We start from the raw sequence: 18,287 nt of genomic DNA, 5'->3' as shown, positions 1-18,287 counted from the left end.
CCGTATCCGCCCGGCGAGTCGAACGAGGCGGGCGGTGAGCCGGCCGCCTCGTATCCCGCCGGCTCCCAAGAGTTCGGCGCGCTCGGCGCCTCCGGTGCGGCGGCCAGGGGATCGTAGAAGCTGATCGGGCCGGACAGCGGTGATTCGGCTTCGTACCCGGGTACCGAGAGCTGGAAGTCGGGCATCGGTTCCGGATCCGGCTCGGCCTCCGGGGCGGCGTGCGAGGAGGAACCCTCCCGGACCGCCGGCAGGTCGCCGGTCAGCTCGGTGACCGCGATGCCGCGTCCGCCTCTGCGGCGCCGTCCGCCGCCCGACGCCGGAACTCCCTGGCCGTTGCGCGCCAGCAGTTCGGCGACCGACAGCTGGGTCGAATCCTCACTCATGCCGGCTCCTTTCCGATAGACCGCCGCCCGAATCGATCATCCCGATACGGCTTCGGTCGGGCCCGGCACTCCGATGGGCCGAGTACTACCCGGACCCGGGTCGGTACCCAGGTCGGTATCCAGTTTGCGCAGGATCAGTCCTTCGCGCAGCGCCCACGGGCAGATTTCGAGCGTATCGAGGGACAATGCCCGCATACTCGCCTCCGCCACGAGTGCTCCGGCCACCAATTGCTGAGACCGGTCGGAACTGACACCTTCCAATTCTGCGCGATCGGCGGCGGTCATCCGAGAAATGAATGCGATCAACTGCCGCAGACCGGAACTGGTGAGACTACGCCGCACGCGCGGTCCCGCGGCCGAAGGGGCGGCTCCGGTCAGCCGGGCCAGCGAGCGGAAGGTTTTCGAGGTGCCCACCGCCAGATCCGGGCGCCCGACCTCCAGCAGTTGTTTGGCCGGGATCACCAACTCGGCGTCGAGCCAGTCCCGCAGCACCGCCACCCGCCGCTTACCCGGCGGATCGCCGTTGAGCCAGTCTCTGGTCAGCCGGCCCGCGCCCAACTGCAACGACAGCGCCGCGTCGGGCGCCTCGTCGCAGCCGTTGCTCATCTCGAGCGATCCCCCGCCGATGTCGAGATTCAGGATGCGCCCCGCACTCCACCCGTACCAGCGCCGCACCGCCAGGAACGTCAGCCGGGCCTCGTCGACACCCGACAGCACCCGCAGATCGACGCCCGCGCGCGAGCGGACCTGCTCCAGCACGGCGTCGGAATTGGCCGCCTCCCGCAGCGCCGAGGTCGCGAAGGGCATCAGCTCCACACAGCCGGAAGTCTTTGCGATACTGGCGAATTCGGTGACCGTCTTGGTGAGCTTGGCCGCGCCCTCGGGCGTGATGCAGCCCGCGTCGTCCATATTCTCCGACAGCCGCAGGGTGGCCTTCGTCGAGCTCATCGGCATCGGGTGCCCACCCCGATGCGCGTCCACCACGAGCAGGTGGACGGTATTACTTCCCACATCGAGAACACCGAGCCGCACATGAATACGGTACCGGGGTCGGTGCGAGCACCGGAGGACGAATCCGAACTCCCCCGACTCACCAGCCCGGGAGTGGGGCTCGAGCGGGGAAGCTGTTAGCGTCTGGCGATGTGACCGCAGGAGCATCCGCGCCCACCCCCTTCTCGCCCGAGACGGCGCCGACCGGGCTGCGACCAGCTGCGAAGATCGATCCGGCACCGGAGGTCGATCTGGACTTCCCGCGGGAGTGGATCGAATTCGTCGATCCGGCAAATGCCGAGCATCTGATCGCGGCCGACCTCACCTGGCTGCTGTCGCGCTGGACGTGCGTCTTCGGCACGCCCGCCTGCCAGGGCATCATCGAGGGCCGCCCGGACGACGGCTGCTGTTCGCACGGCGCCTTCCTCTGCGACGACGATGATCGCAAGAAGCTGGCCAAGGCCGTGAAGATGCTCACGCCGCAGGACTGGCAACTGATGGACGAGGCGCGCGACCGCGACGGCAAGATCCGCAAGAAGCTGTATCTGGAAGAGGACGAACTCGACGACGAGCCGGCCATCCGCACTCGCCGCTACGAGGGTGCCTGCATCTTCCTCAACCGTCCGGGCTTCGCCGGTGGAATCGGATGTGCCCTGCACACGATGGCCCTGCGCAAGGGCATCGAGCCGCTGACGGTGAAGCCCGAGGTGTGCTGGCAGCTGCCGATCCGGCGCACCCAGGACTGGGTCGACCGGCCCGACGGCGAACAGATCCTGCGCACCACCATCACCGAATACGACCGGCGCGGCTGGGGCCCGGGCGGCCTGGATCTGCACTGGTACTGCTCGGGTTCGCCCGACGCGCATGTCGGCAGCCGCCCGGTCTGGCAGTCCTACGCGCCCGAACTGATCGAATTGATCGGGCAGCCGGCCTACGACGAACTCGCCCGGCACTGCCGCCGGCGCGAAGGGCTCGGACTGATCGCGGTGCATCCGGCGACGACCGCCGCCCGGGAGAAGGCGGAATCCGCCCCGGACGGGAATATCTGATCCGCCAACCCATTTCGTACGAACATGGGTAGCGCGCCGGGTACGCCGGCATCCGAGTCCTCCGTTGTCGAGCCCGAATCCGCGGGAACCGATGCCGCGCCGGAATCACGCCCGGGTGCACCCCGGATCCTGTTGATTTCCGGCAGTACCAGGCCCGGCTCCACCAACACCGCCGCATTGCGCACATTCGCCGATATCGCCGCGCCGGCGTTCACCACGGAGCTGTTTGCCGGGCTGGTCGAGATTCCCGCCTTCGTTCCCGGGGATCAGCCCGCACCGCCGTCGGTGCGGGCCCTGCGTGACCGACTCGCGGCCGCCGATGCGGTGGTGTTCTGTGCGCCCGAATACGCGGGATTCATTCCCGGCAGTCTGAAGAATCTGCTGGAGTGGACGGTCGGCAGCGCGGATCTGCACGAGAAACCGGTGGCCTGGATTTCGGTGGCGGCCCCCGGTCGCGGTGAAGGAGCGATCACCTCGCTGCGCACGGTGCTCGGATATGTCGGCGCGGTGGAAATCGAATCGGCGTGCCGGCGAATTACGGTGCTGGGCAGTGTGGTCGGGCCCGACGAAAAGGTCGCCGACGCGTCGGTGCGGCAGGCGCTAGCCGAATCCGTCGCCGCGATCGGCGTCTATCTTTCGGCCGCGGCGGCGCCGCGGGAATTGTGAAGCACCGCTGTACGGTCATCGGCTCGCCATGCGCGCTTCACGTACCCGTGATAGGTGTAGGTCATGATGAGGAAATTCCTGGCTACTGCAGCTCTCGCCGCCGGCGCGGCCCTGACGCTGGCTCCCGCCGCGCACGCCGACCCGGCCGCCGATCCGGCGCACTACTCGCTGCAGAACGACAACTTCGTCGCCTACAACGACCCGGCGGCGCTGTCGGCGAAGGACAACGGCAAGCAGGTCATCGTGAGCCCCTACGGCACCTCCCGGCCGATCGCGTGCCACGACGACACCGCGCCGCTGGACGACTGCTGGCAGCGTGACGACTTCGGCTGGTTCCAGCTGCAGAAGCAGGAGCTGCCGCAGATCGGCACCGCGTGGGTGCACGTCGTCTGACCGGACCGTCGGCGGCGTTACGTCGATACCGAAAAGCCGCGAGGCCGTCGGGCCTCGCGGCTTTCTCGTACCGGCGGAATCAGGCCTCGAGCTTGTACCCGAGTCCGCGCACGGTCACCAGGTGTTCGGGTTTGGCCGGATCGGCCTCGATCTTCGACCGCAGCCGCTTGACGTGGACGTCCAGGGTCTTGGTGTCGCCGACGTAATCGGCGCCCCAGACGCGGTCGATCAGCTGGCCGCGGGTCAGCACCCGGCCGGAATTGCGCAGCAGGTATTCGAGCAGATCGAATTCCTTGAGCGGCAGCGTCACCGACTTGCCGTTGACCTGCACGGTGTGGCGATCCACATCCATGCGCACCGGGCCGGCCTCGAGCACGCCGCTCTCGCCGGACCCGTCCATCTCCTCGCCGGCGCCGCGGCGCAGCACCGCCCGGATGCGGGCGATCAGTTCCCGTGAGGAGTACGGCTTGGTGACGTAGTCGTCGGCGCCCAGTTCCAGGCCGACCACCTTGTCGATCTCGCTGTCACGCGCGGTCACCATGATCACCGGCACACTGCTGCGGGTGCGCAGTTGCTTGCACACATCGGTGCCGCTCATCCCGGGCAGCATCAGATCCAGCAGCACGATATCGGCGCCGGAGCGGTCGAATTCCGACAGCGCGGATGGCCCGTCGCCCACGACCGTGACCTCGAAGCCCTCCTTGCGCAGCAGGAACGCGAGCGGATCGGCCAGCGACTCCTCGTCCTCGACGATCAACACACTGGTCATCGGGTTGCCTCCACACCGTTTTGTCCGGTCCGCCGGCGCGGACCGTCGTCGTTCTTGCCCACCCCGATTGCGGTGGGGCTCTTCCTCTCCGCCGGGGCGGCGGAATTCTGGTTGCCGGATTCGACCGCGGGAATACGCAGCGTGAACGTGGAACCGGTACCCAATTTGCTCCACAACGTGATTTCCCCATTGTGATTGGCGGCCACGTGCTTGACGATAGCCAGCCCGAGTCCGGTTCCGCCGGTGGCGCGCGAACGCGCCTTGTCCGCGCGGAAGAAGCGTTCGAAGACCCGTTCCTGGTCTTCCTTGGCGATGCCGATGCCGCGATCGGTGACCGCGATATTGACGTGGCCGTTGCGCAGTGAACGGCTCACCGACACGTGCGAACCCTTCGGCGAATAGTTGATCGCGTTCTCGACCAGATTCGACAGCGCCGTCACCAGCAAAGTTTCGTCGCCGAGTATCTCGAGCCCGCTGTTGGCGTCGGTGCTGACGGTGATTCCGGCGGCCTCGGCGGCGGTGCGGGACCGTTCGATCGCGGCGTTGACCACGGTGTCGACGTCGACCGCCTCGAGTTGCGGCAGCTTCTCGGCCCCCTGTAGCCGCGACAGCGCGATCAGCTCGGTGACCATCTTGCCCATCCGGTTCGATTCGCTGACCAGTCGCTGTCCGAAATGCCGCACCGAATCCGGATCGTCGGCGGACTCCAGCATGGCCTCGGCGAGCAGACTCATCGCGCCGACCGGGGTCTTGAGTTCGTGGCTGACATTGGCGACGAAATCGCGGCGAGTGGCCTCCATACGGGCCTGTTCGGAGTCGTCGTCGGCGAACAGCACGACGAAGTTCGAATCGCCGCGCGAGAGCGGACGGGCCACACCGCGCACGGCGATGCTGTTGCGGCCGGGCAGCGGATTCTTCAGCGTCTGGTCGAACTCGACGTCCTCGCCGGTCGCGATCACCTTCTCCACCGCGGCCCAGGCGCGTTCGTCCAGCAACCGGTTGCGAACCAGGCCCAGTTCCTCGGCGCGCGGGTTGACCAGCACCACGTCGCGATATTCGTCGACCACGGCGATGCCGCTCTCCGAGGCCAGCACGATCAGATCCAGGACCTGCGACATGGTCAGGCCGGATTCGGCCGCGCGGCGCTCGGCTTGCCGGGCGTTCATGTACGGGATGACCAGGCCACCGACGGCCAGACCGACTACGGCCGCGAGGACTGCAAGCAGCACGGCCTGGGGAACGCTCACATAGAGAATCGTACGGTCGCGGACACGTACTCCAAACCCGGGTTGACGAAGTTTCGCGCAGGTCACGGCTGATTCCGCGATCGTTGGCCGGGTGTTCACACAAAGTTGGCCGAGCCCCGGATCGGCCTCGACCGGCGGTTTTCGGCCGCGCGGCAATGGTCGCGCGGACAGTTTGCCTTGCGGCACCGCAGATCTGGAGTCCGCGCGAATCGCGTGTGAACACCTCCGGCGTGTCGGTCGGCTCGCGGCGCCCGGCCGACGGCAGACGCCGGTTGTGACGTGCACCTCAGTGCCGTGCGGTACGCGCCGGCGGAAAACGAAAAGTCCCGGGTCCGTACGCCGTTGTACGTTCCCGGGACCGTCGGGGAGCCCCCTACCGGATCACCAGCCGGAGTCTCCCTTGACCGGGATGTTCACGAAACTCGGGGCATTCGGATCCAGTTGCAGATGCTCGGGTTCGAGGCCGGTGTCGGCGAGCATCGGCGCGATCGGCAGGCCCTTGGGGAAGTTGCCGGCGAACACGTCCACCCGCAGCCGATGGCCCGGCGCGAGCACGGCCCGGGTGGCGGGCAGGGCGATATTCAGCTCGGTGACCTCACCGGGAACCGTGGGCAGGCGTTTGTCCAGCGAGGTGTAGGCCCGCGGATCGGTGTAGTCGCCGTTCTCGGAACGGGTGCTGTTCGCCTCGTCGACCTCACGCAGCGAGGCCATCAACTGCCCCGAGGACAGCACCGTCGACTGCCCGTCGGGCGCGACATCGTTCACCGTCACCGTCCAGTAGCCGTCGGCGGCGTCCTGAACCGTGTTGAGCCGCACCGCGATCGGGCCCGAGATCGTCGTTTCGCCCACGACCGGAGCACTGGTGAAGGTGAGCGCGTTGGTTTCCGCGATGCGCGAGTCCGCGGCGCAGCCGTTGATGATCGCGAGCACACCGGCGGTGGCCTGCGCGGCATCGTTGGAGCACACCGTGGTCAGACCGGGCGCCACCGTCAGACGCGTCGGCGCACCGGTGAATTCACCGGTCAGCGAGCCGTCGTAGACGCTGTTCGCGGTGCCGCTGCGATCACCGGACAGGTACATGCGGCGATACTTCGCCGCCTCCTCGGCCGGCGCCGACGGTCCGAAACCGCCCTGGGTGACCCAGCCGCCGCCCTGTTCGCGCAGCGTCACCGGTCCGTAGGTGTCGATGCCGTTGTCGATTCCCTTGAGCCACTTGTCGAACCACGCGCGCTGCAGGACGTCCAGCCGCGGCGGCAGACCCGGTTTGCCGTACTCGTTGCCCGAGCTGAGGTGGTAGGTGTTGCCCATGAACAGCTGCTTCTGCCCGGGCGGCAGCGGGATCTGGTTGTAGATCTTGGATTCGGAGTAGGTGAACAGATCGTGCCAGCCGCCGGTGACGAAGGTCGGCACCTGGATCCGGCCCGGATCACCGATCCACGCCTGCCGTTGCGCGGACATGTCGTTCAACATGTCCTTCACCTGCGGATCGAGGGTGTTCATATCGGTGTTGGTGTAGGCGTTCAGCAGGACATCCATATAGGTGTACGGATCGCTGATCCGGTCGTTCAGCCACGTGGTGTCGAATTTGCCGGTCACGATCGACTGCACGTCCGGAACCCACTTGAGGGTGTTGATCGCGGTGAGCCACAACGGAATGAAGTTGAAGCCGAAGCCGCCGCCCGGGGCGAGCACATCATCGACCAGATCGCTGCCGGGCACCACCGGGAAGATCGCCTTCAGCGCGGGCGGCTGCTTCTCCGCGACTTGGACCTGATTGATGCCCGAATAGGAAATGCCGGTCATCCCGACCTTGCCGTCCGACCACGGTTGCCGCGAGGCCCAGTCGATCACCTCGACGGTGTCCTGCTGCTCGCGCTGCCGCAACATATCCCATTCACCCTGCGAGAAGCCGGTGCCGCGGACATCGATGACGACCTGGGTGTAGCCGCTCTTGATCAGCTGCCGGTCGACGGAGAAGTTCCGGAGCTCACCGCCGCCGAAGGCCTTGGTCAGATCGGTGACCCCGGACAGCGGGGTGCCACTCATATCGATCTGGCGGAACAGTCCCAGCAGCGCGTCGGACAGACCCGGGACCGAGCCCGCGTGATCGGCCAGATTCGATACCAGCTTGGTGTAGGGCGTCATGTTCACGACGACCGGGGTCCGGGTGTCGACCGGGCGACTGGCGGCATCGGCGGGGCGGTACACATTGCCCTTCAGCACCGTGCCGTCGCTCATGGTGATCGGCACATCCCAGTCGATGTGGATGTTCGGATACTGCTGCGGGCCGTCCTCGGTGGCGGTCCACGCGGCGCCGGCGGCGCCACCGTCCGGACCGGTCGCGACGGGTCCGGCCTGAGCCGGAGTGGCGAAGAACGGGACGGTCACCGCGGCGGCGACGGCGGCGACTGTGGCGCGTAACGCGTACTTCATCGAACGTGATCCGCCTCTCGAAATGGTCGAACGACCGAGAGTGTATCTACTGCGGAGTAAGTTGCAAACCAGCGGTTACAACTTCTGCAAGGAAAATCTCTCAACTTCTCAGCCTCTCATCCACGTCGATGACCAGCGGAAAGCCCGGAGGTTTACCTACCGGAAGTTATCCACACCACTCCCCACCGGCCCGGACGCCACTACCGGCAGGGCGATTCAGGATACGAACCGCCATAGCGGCAATTCGATAGCTACGAATCGGCAGATGAGATGTAGCTCACAGAGCGTCGAGTATCGCATATCCACAGGCGGCAACGGCGGAACTTCGACATGCGGAAATCGTTCGCACGCAGCGCCTTCGAGATAAGCGCCTGCGAGATACGACGACGCGCCGCGGTCGATGACCGCGGCGCGTCGGGAAATGCGGAGAATCCGGTTTATTTACCGCCCTGGCTCGCGACCGCGGCCGCGCCCGCGGCTGCCGCCTCGGGGTCCAGATACTCGGCCGGACCGATCGGACGCAGATTTTCGTCCAGTTCGTAGCGCAGCGGAATTCCCGTGGGAATGTTGAGGCCGGCGATATCCTCGTCGGAAATCCCGTCCAGATGCTTCACCAGCGCGCGCAGTGAATTCCCGTGCGCCGCAACCAGAACGGTTTTTCCGGCCACCAGTTCGCGGGAAATCGTGGACTCCCAATACGGGACCATGCGGGCGACGACATCCTTCAGGCATTCGGTCGCCGGCACGTCGATGCCGGCGTAGCGGGCGTCGCCGTTCTGGCTGTATTCGCTGTCGGCCTCGATCGGCGGGGGCGGGGTGTCGTAGCTGCGACGCCACATCATGAACTGGTCGTCGCCGTACCGATCGCGGATCTGGGCCTTGTTCTTCCCCTGCAGCGCGCCGTAGTGCCGCTCGTTGAGCCGCCAATCCCGGACCACCGGAATCCAGTGCCGATCCGCGGCGTCCAGGGCGATATTCGCGGTGCTGATCGCCCGGCGCAGCAGCGAGGTGTAGACGATATCGGGCAGAATGCCGTGCTCGGCCAGCAGTTCACCGGCCCGCTTGCCCTCGGCGACACCCTTGTCGGTCAGGTGCACATCCACCCAGCCGGTGAACAGATTGAGGGCATTCCATTCGCTTTCGCCGTGGCGCAGCAACACGAGGGTGTACGTCATGCAGGTCATGCTAGCGGTGCCGCGTCGGCGAATTTCAGCTGCGCCGGATAGGGCGCTCGCGACCGCCGCGGGCGCGACCTACCAGCTCACGGTGGATTACGGGAACGAACTGTCCCGCCTGGTCGTCGAGACCCGGGCCGAACGGGTGGTCGTAGGGACCGCCGGCGCGTGAGGTCACCGACACGGGCAAGGAACGCAGGTCCCGTCCTTCTCGAATCTTGCTGATTCGATTACTTTCCCGCCGACTCGACGCCGCTCATGATGACGCCTGATCGCAGAAGTCACCGCGATCGACGGCTATGAGGGAGTCGGCCATGAGTGAACCGGGTGTGGTACCCGACCGGGAAGGTTCGGGGGCATCCGCCCCGGAACCTTCCGTCTTCCGGCGGATCGGCGTCGACTGGTGGGCGGTGATCGTCGCGGGCGCGTTCGTGCTGCTCGCCGTCGCCGACGCCCTGCCGAAGATTCCGTGGTGATCGTCATGGCTACCGAAACGACAACCGCGCCACAGGAATCGGTGGATCTGCGGGGCGCGCTGGCCTATCTGCCGGGCATCGCGCTGCTGGTGGCGGTCGGCTTGCTCGGCAAGTACACCCAGATCCGGGTGAACGACTTCGTCCACGATCACCACTGGCGCTTCCCCGATATCGAATATGTCCTCTGGGCCATCGTCTTCGGTTTGATCATCGCCAATACCGTTGGGGTGCACCGGATCTTCAAGCCCGGCATCGGCACCTACGAATTCTGGCTGAAGGCCGGCATCGTGGCGCTGGGATCCCGTTTCGTCCTCGGGGACGTCGCGAAATTGGGTGGCACCAGCTTCGTGCTGATCCTCATCGATATGACGGTGGCGGGCGCGATCATTCTCACCGTGGCACGGCTGCTCGGCCTGTCCGGCAAGCTGGGATCGCTGCTGGCCGTGGGCACCTCGATCTGCGGCGTCTCGGCGATCGTGGCCGCGCGCGGAGCCATCCGGGCCCGCAATGCGGACGTCGGCTATGCCATCGCGGCGATCCTGACGCTGGGCGCGGTATCGCTGTTCACGCTTCCCGCGATCGGCCACGGCCTGGGGCTGACCGATCACGAATTCGGCCTCTGGGCGGGTCTGGCCGTGGACAACACCGCCGAAACCACCGCGACCGGCTATGCCTACTCCGACGCCGCCGGCAAACTGGCGGTGCTGGTGAAATCGACCCGCAACGCGCTCATCGGCTTCGTGGTCCTGGGCTTCGGTCTGTACTGGGCCTCCCGCGGTGAGGCCGACACCATCGCGCCCGGTCTGCGCGCGAAGGTGGCCTTCGTGTGGGCGAAGTTCCCGAAGTTCGTCCTCGGCTTCCTAGCGGTCTCCGCGCTGGCGACAGCCCACTGGATCGACAAGGCGCAGCTGGCCAACCTGGCCAACCTGTCGAAATGGGCCTTCCTGCTCACCTTCGCCGGCGTCGGTCTCAACACCGATTTCCGGGAACTGGGGCGCAGCGGATGGCGGCCCCTGGCGGTGGCGGTGGTCGGCCTCGTCGTGGTCGCGACGGTGTCGCTGGGGCTGGTGCTGTTCACCGTCCGGGTGTTGCACTGGGGCGTGGTCGACTGACCGGCAGCCGGTAGCGGCCGACATTTCTACAAGACGCGCCCCCGCGGCCTCCGGGACAGTCATGGCATCCGCCATCGTCCTCAGGAGGAGATATGGGAACTGCCGCTGCCGGCCGAACGAAACGCGCGATGCTGCTGCTGGTCACCGCGCTCACCGCACTGCTCGTCGGGAACACCGCGGGGGTCGCGACGGCCGCGCCGGACGATTCCGCGGACCGGATGGTGCGGCTGCCGGACGGCGATATCCACGTCGTCACCAGCGGTGCGCCGAGCGCACGGGCGGTGGTGCTGATCCACGGGACCGGCGGCTCGGTCTCGTGGTGGGATCCGGTCCTGCCCGCGCTGGCGGACTTCTACGTGGTGCGCGTCGACCTGCTCGGTCACGGCCGGTCGGCCAAACCGGACAGCGGTTACGGCATGGCCGAGCAGGGACGCCGCGTCGCAGCGGTCCTCGACCGGCTCGGCGTGCGGCGCGCGATCGTCGTCGGGCACTCCACCGGCGGGTACGTGGCGACCGAACTGGCCGCCCAGCGCCGTGACCTGATCACCGCGATCGGACTGATCAGCACCGGGTCGCGCCTGGACGCCTTCACCGACAACGGCCCGCTCGGCAACCTGCTGTTCGTCCCGCAGATCGGGCAACCGCTGTGGCCCCTGCTCCCGGATGCCGCCATTCGATACGCCATGAGCAGCGCGTTCACTCGCGACGTCGCGATTCCGCAGCAGCTCGTCGACGACTTCCACGGCATGACCTACCGCAGTGTCACCGCGACCTCCGACGCGTCGGACGTCTATCTGCGGGAACGCCGTGAACCCGATCGCCTCGCCGATCTCGGGCTGCCGAGCCTGGTGCTCTACGGCTCCCAGGATCACCGCTGGCCGGCGGCATCGTTCCAGGACTACCGGAGCGTGCCGGGAGTGCGGATCGAATCGCTCGACTGCGGGCACAGCCCGATGATCGAGGAGCCCGGCCCCACCGGGGAACTCCTGCGCGACTTCGCCGACCAGCACTGACGCCACACGATCGGACGATTCGATGCGAATTCTCATCTCCGGCGCCGGCATCGCCGGTCCGGTGCTCGCGTACTGGCTCACACGCCACGGCTACCGCGTGACGGTCGTCGAACGCGTGCCGGCACTGCGCAGGACGGGCGGTCATGCCGTGGACCTGTTCCGGCCCGCCATGGATATCTCGGAAAAGATGGGCGTGCTGCCTCGAATCGAGGAGCGGGTCACGGGGACCGAACGGATGGTTCTGCACCCCGAGGGCAAACGCCGGTCCGTGCCGGTCGATCTCGCCACGATCTTCGGCGCCACGTCGGACCGGCACGCGGAGATCATGCGCGACGATCTGAGCCGAATTTATTACGACGCAACGCGAAACGACGTCGAATACGTCTTCGGCGATTCGGTCACCGCGATCTCGCCCGACGGTGAGGTGCGGTTCGAGCACGCCCCGCCGCGTCGCTTCGATCTGGTCGTCGGTGCGGACGGACTGCACTCCACCGTGCGGCGGCTGGTCTTCGGAGACGAGTCCGGTTTCAGCGCCTTCACGGGGGCCTACCTCGGAGTGCTGACGCTGCCCGAAACCTTCGGTGCGGATCGCGAACTCCACATCCACGTGGGTGTCGGCCGCACCGCCGGCATGTACGGCGAGCGCCACCGCGGCGAAGCGCGGGCGCTGTTCCTGTTCCGCAGCGGCCGCGAGCTCGCGTACCACCACCACGATATCGCGCACCAGAAAGAGCTGCTGCGCACCGCTTTTCGCGGCTTCGACAGCGAGGTACAGGAGTGGCTGGCCGAACTCGACCGCACCCCGGCGTTCTACTTCGACTCGATCACCCAGCTGCGCATGGATACCTGGTCCCGCGGGCGAGTGACACTCGTCGGCGATGCGGGCTACTGCCCGGGCCCGGCCGTCGGCGGAAGCACCACGCTGGCCGTGATCGGAGCGTACGCGCTCGCGGGCGAGCTGGCACGAGCGGGCGGCGACCACGAACGCGCCTTCCCCGCGTACGAACGCGCGATGGCCGCGCATGTCCGCGGCAGCCACGCGGTCGCGGCGAGTGCGGCGAAGACATTGATCCCCACCTCCCGGCTTGGGGTCACCGGCCTGGCGCAGGCCACGCGCCTGCTCTCGGTCCTGCCCGCGAGCGCGAGCCGCGCCTTTCTCCGCCTCACCACCAGGAGCGCCCGCGTGTACAACTCCATGACCGTCGACGATTACGTGCCGACGATCGCCGACAGCAGTACCACCAGGGTCACCAGATAGGCGACACCGCTCAGTTTGCCGATCCGGTCGACACGATCGACCGTGCGGGGGTCGGGATTGTTCTTGTCGAGAATCGGCACCAGAGGACCGTTGTCGCCGCCGTCCGCCACCGTCAGCGCGCTGACGATCAGGAAGAGGTCGGCGGCGGCGAGCAGCGGCCATATCGTCGACGAGCCCAGGAATCCGGCGAAGATCAACGGGCCCAGCACAATTGCAGGTAGCAACCCCGCGGTGAACACGACGCCGAGGATCAGGAACCATCCGGCCGACGTCCACCGCACCAGCGCCGCGCAGACGACGACGCCGATCTGAATCGTGCCCATCACCATGTGCATCCCCCTGAGGTACGACCTCTGCCATGATCGCGAATCGAGTGGGCGCGACCGATGTTCTGTGGCTCACATCACAGCCGTCCGGAGATGAGGCGCCTCGATCGGCGCCGTCCATACGACTATGAGCACACCGAGCACCCCGGCGGTGAAGGGTCCCGCGTCCTACTTCCCCGCCATCGAAAAGAAGTACGGCCGGCCCGTCGAGGAATGGTTCGAGGTCGTTCGCGGGTCGGAGCTGACCAAGCATATGGAGCTGGTCGCCTGGTTGAAGAGCGAGCACGGCTTGGGGCACGGGCATGCGAACGCGCTTGTCGCGCATGTGCGCAGCATCGACAACGGGTGAGCGGCGCACGGTCGGCACGCCTCGCGGCATCGCGGCTTCTCAGTCCCCGGCCAAGACCGCCGCGCCCACCAGCGTAGCTCCGTCCGTGATCGGGGATTTCAGGATTTCCAGCTCGCGGATGAAGCCGAGGCGGGCATGTCTCGCCACCGCCGCGCGCAATGGTTCCCACAGCGGGCCACCGGATTGCGCGAAACCTCCGCCGATCACCACGCGGTCGATGTCGAGCGTCGCGGCCGCAGACGAAACAGCTTGTCCCAGAGCGGTTCCCGCGCGCGACAGCGCCGCGAGAGCGATCGGGTCGCCCGCTTCGGCGGCACGGGCCAATTCCGCCCCGGTGGTTCCGGGCCAGCCTTGTTCGCGCGCCCAGCGGACCGACGACATCCCACTCGCGACGGCCTCCACACACCCGACCCCGCCGCAGGCGCACGGCACCTCCCAGCCGGGCACCACGATATGCCCGACGTGCCCGGCATTCCCGGTGCGGCCGAACACGACTCGGCCGTCGCTGATGATGCCGCCACCGATGCCGGAGGAGACCGTCATCGCCAATCCGGAACGAACACCGCGTAATCCGCCGACCCGATACTCCGCCAACGCCAATGCCGCGCCGTCGATCGCGAATCGAATATCGGCCTCGGGGAACAGTTCTCGCACGGCGGCGACGATCGGGAAACCGTCGCGCCACTCGGGAATGTTCAGCGGTGCGGTGCTGCCGGTACGGACATCCACCGGTCCGGCGGCGGCGATACCGACCACCGTCACCTCGAAAGCCGCACCGCCACACGCCTCGTCGGCCGATGCGGCACCGACCACCCGGCGCAGCAGCTCACGGCAGGTCGCCCACACGTCGCGCGCGGGGACGCCCACCTGGTGGAGATGCCGCAAGGCGGGCGGCCGCGCGGCGGACTCGTCGCCCGGCACCGCGCCGATCGGCGATACCGCGACGGCGGCCGCGAATTTGGTCGCGCCGATATCCACAGCCAGCACAGCCACTTCGCCACCGCCTCCTCAGCGCGTCACCCGGTCGGATGCACGGTACCCGGCGCGGGGCATCGGACGAGGCGGACGGTCCTCAGGATTCCTCGGTGTCGACCAGATGCTCGAACGCCCGCAGATTCTTCAACGATTCGCCGCGCGACACACGCCATTTCCATTCGCGCCGAATGGATTCCGCGAAACCGAGCTCCAGCAGCACGTTGAAGTCGCCGTCGACCGCCTCCAGGATCTGACCGAAGACGCGGTCCAGTTCGTCCGGGGTCACGGCGTGGGTCGCGATGCGGCCGACCAGATAGATGTCGCCGACCCGGTCCAGGGTGTAGGCGACACCGTAGAGGCGGCGGTTGCGGCGCAGCAGATATTTGTAGACGCCCTCGAAGTTCTCGTCGGGCTTGCGGCAGACGAAGCATTCGACGCGCACGCCGTGCTTGCCGACCGTCAGCATGACCGACGTCTTCAGCTTGCGCTCACCGGGCAGCACCACGACGAAGGTGTCCCGGCCCTCACGGGTGTAGTCGATCTCGCGCTCGCGCACGGTGTCGTCGATCAACTGCGCGGTCTGCGCGATGGTGTCACTCACCGGCGTACCACTCCCATCCGGCGCCGCCACAGCGCCCGCGATCTGGCTTGACTGCCCTCTGTCGGCAACGTACCCGGCATTCGCGAACGCACACCCCGATGTCCGGCCAACGCCTCGGCATAGCAGTCGAGCAAACCGTCGGCCGTGTGCTCCCAGGAGAAGCCGGCCGCATGATCCACCGCGGCCGCGCCCATCCGCCGCAGCCGTTCCGGATCGTCGAGCAGTCCGCGCAGGGCCGCCGCCCACTCGTCGGCCTGGTGGCCCGACACCAACATCCCCGAAACACCGTCTCGCACAGCCGTACTCAATCCGCCGACATCGGCGGCCAGCACCGGCGTGCCACTGGCCTGCGCCTCGATGGCGACCAGGCCGAACGACTCGTTGTAACTCGGCACCGCGACCATATCCGCGGCCCGGTACACCTGCACCAGACGATGCGGCGGCTGCGGCGGCAGGAATGTCACCCGATCCGAGATGCCGAGCGTGGCGGCCAACTCGATCAACGCGTCCGGACGATCCAGACCCGTCCCCGAGGGCCCGCCCACGATGAGCACCCGCAGCTTGCGCTCGGGTTCGGCGCGCAGCACCTCGGCCGCGGCGAACACGAGCACATCGGGGGCCTTCAGCGGCTGGATCCGGCCGACGAAGGCCACCACCTGCTCGTCCGGCTCGATACCGAATTCGGCGCGCGCCGCCGCCCGGTCACCGGGCCGATAGCGGGACAGATCCGCACCCGGCGGCACCACGTCGATGCGCCCGGATTCGGCGCCGTACAGCTCGACGAGCTGGCGGGCCTCCTCCGCGGTATTGGCGACCAGCCGATCCGATTCGGCGATGATCTGCTTCTCGCCCACCACCCGCGACAGCGGTTCCGGCGCGTCACCCTCGGCCAGGAAGGCGTTCTTCACCGCGGCCAGCGTGTGCGCGGTATGCACCAGCGGCACCCGCCACCGATCCCGGGCCAGCCAGCCCACCTGCCCCGAAAGCCAGTAGTGCGAATGAATCAGGTCGTAGTAGCCGGGCAGCTGCCGGGCCTCCTGACGCAACACCTCCGCGGCGAACGGGCACAGCTGAGTCGGCAGATCGTGCTTGTCCAGCCCCTCGAACGGTCCCGCCACCACATGCCGCACCAGCACCCCCGGCGCGGCCTCGACCACCGGCTCGTCGTTGGAGGACGTCGCCCGCGTGAAGATCTCCACCTCCACGCCGCGGCGAGCCAGCTGGAGCGCCGACTGCAGCACGTAGACGTTCATCCCGCCCGCATCGCCGGTACCCGGCTGCGCGAGTGGAGAGGTGTGCACCGACAACACCGCGATCCGATGCGGACGTTGATCCGGGCGATAACTCACACACTCCAGTGTGCACGCCTCGGCGCGTCAACCGTTATGCGCGCGAGGCTCGAGTGAGCGTAGTCACACCCACGGCTGGGAGGTGGGTGTGCGCGGGATCACCCGAGCGAGACAACGAATTCGGTCAGTTCGTCGGCGAAGCGCTGGGGGTCCTCGACGAACAGGCCGTGCTGGGCGTCGTCCCAGAACGAGGTGCGCGCCTGCGGCGCGTGTTCGGCGATGTAGCGGCCGTTCTCGACGGGCACCACGGGGTCGGCGGTGCCGTGCATGACGAACACCGGAACGTCGAGGTTGCGCAGGGTCTCGGTGTTGTCGACGGTGCGGTAGAACAGCGCCTTGCGGACCCGCGGCGGGGTCGCGAGGCTGCCGCCGAACAGGCGCTGGGCGTCTTCGCCCTTGTCCCGGCCGGGCCCGGTGTTGGCGTTGCCGAAGGCGGCGAATCCACGCATCGCCCGGCCGGCGCTCTCCTCGAATACGTCGGGAATGGCCTTCTGCATCGCCGGCCCGGGCTGCGAACCCTCGACGCCCCGGCCGATACCAGCCTGCGATCCGCAATACACCACCCCGGCCAGGGCGCCGGTGCCGTAGGCGGTCAGATAGTCGCTGAGCACGATGCCGCCGTAGGACCAGCCCAGCAGCACCGCACCGGCCGTGATGTCCTCGGCGGCCAGGACCGCGGCGACGTCGGCCGCCCAGTTCTTCGGATCGTCGTATCCGGTCTCGGGCGCACCGGAGTACCCGTGCCCGCGCAGATCGACGGCGACCACCCGGAACGTCTCGGCCAGAATCTCCGCCGCACGGCCCCAGCACCGCAACGTGCCGGCCCACCCGTGCAACAACACCAGCGGACGTCCCTGTTCGGGCCCGGAGACCTGATACACGATGTTGGTTCCGTCCGCGCTGACCACTTCCCGAATCGCCATGCTCGCCAGGCTAACGGGCCGGAATTCCGGGAATGCCCGCACGCTAGGCTCGGTGCCCATGAGCACCCGTCATGCCGTCGTCACCGGAGCGAGCTCGGGAATCGGTGAGGCTACCGCCCGCGAGCTCGCCAAACAGGGCTATCACGTCTACGTGGGAGCGCGCCGGATGGATCGGCTGCAGGCGCTGGCCGACGAGATCGGCGGTACCGCAATCGAATTGGATGTCACCGACGAGTCGTCGGTGCGCCTGTTCACCGATGCGGTCGAACGCGCCGACGTGCTGGTCAACAACGCCGGCGGAGCCAAGGGGCTGGCGCCGGTCACCGAGGCCGATCTCGACGACTGGCGGTGGATGTGGGAGACCAACGTGCTGGGCACGCTGCGGGTGACCAAGGCGCTGCTGCCGAAACTGATCGACTCGGGTGACGGGCTGATCGTCACCGTCACCTCGGTCGCCGCCTTGCAGCCCTACGACAACGGCTCCGGCTACACCTCGGCCAAACACGCGCAGGCCGTCCTGCACCGCACCCTGCGCGGCGAACTGCTGGGCAAGCCGGTGCGGCTCACCGAAATCGCGCCGGGCGCGGTCGAAACCGAATTCTCGCTGGTCCGGTTCGGCGGCGACACCGAGCGCGCGGCCAAGGTCTACGAGGGCATCGACCCGCTGTTCGCCACCGACATCGCCGAGATCATCGGCTTCGTCGCCAGCCGCCCACCGCATGTCAACCTCGACACCATCGTGGTGAAGCCACGCGACCAAGCCGACGCCGGCCGTTTCGCCCGCCGCAGCTGAGCCGGGG

Annotated in this window: 20 protein-coding genes and 1 pseudogene; 10 read left to right on the top strand and 11 right to left on the bottom strand. The window is 67.6% G+C overall.

All coding sequences use genetic code 11. The features are described from left to right. Positions 1-383: pseudogene (locus NMI01S_RS30430) on the bottom strand (hypothetical protein); the annotation flags it as partial. Positions 384-419: 36 nt separating this feature from the next. Continuing rightward, the gene (locus NMI01S_RS30425) at positions 420-1,415 is read right to left on the bottom strand and encodes a Ppx/GppA family phosphatase (RefSeq protein ID WP_084513398.1); all 996 of its coding nucleotides are present in this window, start codon (positions 1,413-1,415) and stop codon (positions 420-422) included. 167 nt (positions 1,416-1,582) lie between these two features. Between NMI01S_RS30425 and NMI01S_RS30420 the strand changes: the two genes are divergently transcribed. The 3 genes from NMI01S_RS30420 to NMI01S_RS30410 all read left to right on the top strand — a co-directional run bounded on the left by NMI01S_RS30420 (position 1,583) and on the right by NMI01S_RS30410 (position 3,481). Further along, a complete protein-coding gene (locus tag NMI01S_RS30420; protein WP_063002206.1) occupies positions 1,583-2,422 on the top strand; it encodes a DUF3109 family protein in 840 nt (279 codons plus the stop codon). A gap of 24 nt (positions 2,423-2,446) precedes the next feature. Then, positions 2,447-3,088, top strand: a complete 642-nt coding sequence (locus NMI01S_RS30415; protein ID WP_084513397.1) for an NADPH-dependent FMN reductase — start codon at positions 2,447-2,449, stop codon at positions 3,086-3,088. Positions 3,089-3,151: 63 nt separating this feature from the next. Continuing rightward, complete coding sequence (locus tag NMI01S_RS30410; RefSeq protein WP_063920909.1) at positions 3,152-3,481, top strand: hypothetical protein; 330 nt, start codon at positions 3,152-3,154, stop codon at positions 3,479-3,481. A gap of 79 nt (positions 3,482-3,560) precedes the next feature. Here NMI01S_RS30410 and NMI01S_RS30405 read toward each other — a convergent pair whose 3' ends face one another. From NMI01S_RS30405 to NMI01S_RS30390, 4 genes are all read right to left on the bottom strand, one after another. After that, complete coding sequence (locus tag NMI01S_RS30405; protein WP_030516181.1) at positions 3,561-4,250, bottom strand: response regulator; 690 nt, start codon at positions 4,248-4,250, stop codon at positions 3,561-3,563. After that, entirely contained in the window at positions 4,247-5,497 is a 1,251-nt protein-coding gene (locus NMI01S_RS30400; RefSeq protein ID WP_030516180.1) for a sensor histidine kinase, read from the bottom strand. Before NMI01S_RS30400 ends, NMI01S_RS30405 begins: the two co-directional genes overlap by 4 nt. Before the next feature lie 381 nt (positions 5,498-5,878). Continuing rightward, positions 5,879-7,930 (bottom strand): CocE/NonD family hydrolase, encoded by a 2,052-nt coding sequence (locus NMI01S_RS30395; RefSeq protein WP_063002192.1) that lies wholly within the window; start codon positions 7,928-7,930, stop codon positions 5,879-5,881. Positions 7,931-8,367: 437 nt separating this feature from the next. Then, positions 8,368-9,105, bottom strand: coding sequence for a phosphoglyceromutase (locus NMI01S_RS30390; RefSeq protein WP_063002191.1), 738 nt, complete (start codon positions 9,103-9,105; stop codon positions 8,368-8,370). On the opposite strand from NMI01S_RS30390, the gene NMI01S_RS30385 reads away from it, so the two are divergent. The 5 genes from NMI01S_RS30385 to NMI01S_RS30370 all read left to right on the top strand — a co-directional run bounded on the left by NMI01S_RS30385 (position 9,104) and on the right by NMI01S_RS30370 (position 12,964). Beyond that, positions 9,104-9,277, top strand: a complete 174-nt coding sequence (locus NMI01S_RS30385) for a hypothetical protein (protein ID WP_157126444.1) — start codon at positions 9,104-9,106, stop codon at positions 9,275-9,277. The two genes, NMI01S_RS30390 and NMI01S_RS30385, sit on opposite strands and share 2 nt — an antisense overlap. Positions 9,278-9,419: 142 nt before the next feature. Continuing rightward, entirely contained in the window at positions 9,420-9,581 is a 162-nt protein-coding gene (locus NMI01S_RS35460) for a hypothetical protein (RefSeq protein WP_167669965.1), read from the top strand. A 5-nt stretch (positions 9,582-9,586) separates the two neighbouring features. Next, on the top strand, positions 9,587-10,693 hold the full coding sequence (locus tag NMI01S_RS30380; RefSeq protein ID WP_063002203.1) for a YeiH family protein: 1,107 nt from the start codon (positions 9,587-9,589) through the stop codon (positions 10,691-10,693). Positions 10,694-10,785: 92 nt separating this feature from the next. After that, positions 10,786-11,706 (top strand): alpha/beta fold hydrolase, encoded by a 921-nt coding sequence (locus NMI01S_RS30375; protein WP_063002189.1) that lies wholly within the window; start codon positions 10,786-10,788, stop codon positions 11,704-11,706. 22 nt (positions 11,707-11,728) lie between these two features. Beyond that, positions 11,729-12,964 (top strand): FAD-dependent monooxygenase, encoded by a 1,236-nt coding sequence (locus tag NMI01S_RS30370; RefSeq protein WP_063002188.1) that lies wholly within the window; start codon positions 11,729-11,731, stop codon positions 12,962-12,964. Here the strand turns inward: NMI01S_RS30370 and NMI01S_RS30365 are convergent. Further along, positions 12,916-13,293 carry a hypothetical protein gene (locus tag NMI01S_RS30365; RefSeq protein WP_218021163.1) on the bottom strand — a complete coding sequence of 126 codons (378 nt, stop codon included), beginning with the start codon at positions 13,291-13,293 and terminating at the stop codon, positions 12,916-12,918. The two genes, NMI01S_RS30370 and NMI01S_RS30365, sit on opposite strands and share 49 nt — an antisense overlap. Before the next feature lie 124 nt (positions 13,294-13,417). Here NMI01S_RS30365 and NMI01S_RS30360 point away from each other — a divergent pair, with 124 nt between their 5' ends. Further along, complete coding sequence (locus tag NMI01S_RS30360; protein ID WP_063002186.1) at positions 13,418-13,639, top strand: DUF4287 domain-containing protein; 222 nt, start codon at positions 13,418-13,420, stop codon at positions 13,637-13,639. Between the two features lie 39 nt (positions 13,640-13,678). On the opposite strand, the gene NMI01S_RS30355 is transcribed toward NMI01S_RS30360, so the two are convergent. The 4 genes from NMI01S_RS30355 to NMI01S_RS30340 form a co-directional block, all read right to left on the bottom strand. Continuing rightward, positions 13,679-14,632, bottom strand: coding sequence for an ROK family protein (locus tag NMI01S_RS30355; RefSeq protein WP_063002185.1), 954 nt, complete (start codon positions 14,630-14,632; stop codon positions 13,679-13,681). 79 nt (positions 14,633-14,711) lie between these two features. Then, positions 14,712-15,215 carry a type III secretion system chaperone family protein gene (locus tag NMI01S_RS30350; RefSeq protein ID WP_439956318.1) on the bottom strand — a complete coding sequence of 168 codons (504 nt, stop codon included), beginning with the start codon at positions 15,213-15,215 and terminating at the stop codon, positions 14,712-14,714. Continuing rightward, on the bottom strand, positions 15,212-16,564 hold the full coding sequence (gene mshA, locus NMI01S_RS30345; RefSeq protein ID WP_063002184.1) for a D-inositol-3-phosphate glycosyltransferase: 1,353 nt from the start codon (positions 16,562-16,564) through the stop codon (positions 15,212-15,214). The genes NMI01S_RS30350 and mshA overlap by 4 nt, the downstream gene beginning before the upstream one ends. Positions 16,565-16,662: 98 nt before the next feature. Then, positions 16,663-17,487 carry an alpha/beta fold hydrolase gene (locus NMI01S_RS30340; RefSeq protein ID WP_063002183.1) on the bottom strand — a complete coding sequence of 275 codons (825 nt, stop codon included), beginning with the start codon at positions 17,485-17,487 and terminating at the stop codon, positions 16,663-16,665. A 58-nt stretch (positions 17,488-17,545) separates the two neighbouring features. Here NMI01S_RS30340 and NMI01S_RS30335 point away from each other — a divergent pair, with 58 nt between their 5' ends. Beyond that, a complete protein-coding gene (locus NMI01S_RS30335) occupies positions 17,546-18,280 on the top strand; it encodes an SDR family NAD(P)-dependent oxidoreductase (protein ID WP_063002182.1) in 735 nt (244 codons plus the stop codon). Positions 18,281-18,287: the final 7 nt, after the last annotated feature.

Origin of the sequence: Nocardia mikamii NBRC 108933 (genome assembly GCF_001613505.1) — a bacterium.
Classification (GTDB): Bacteria; Actinomycetota; Actinomycetes; order Mycobacteriales; family Mycobacteriaceae; genus Nocardia; species Nocardia mikamii.
The sequence above is the reverse complement of the archived record's forward strand: the minus strand, read 5'-3'. Positions and strand labels throughout refer to the sequence as shown.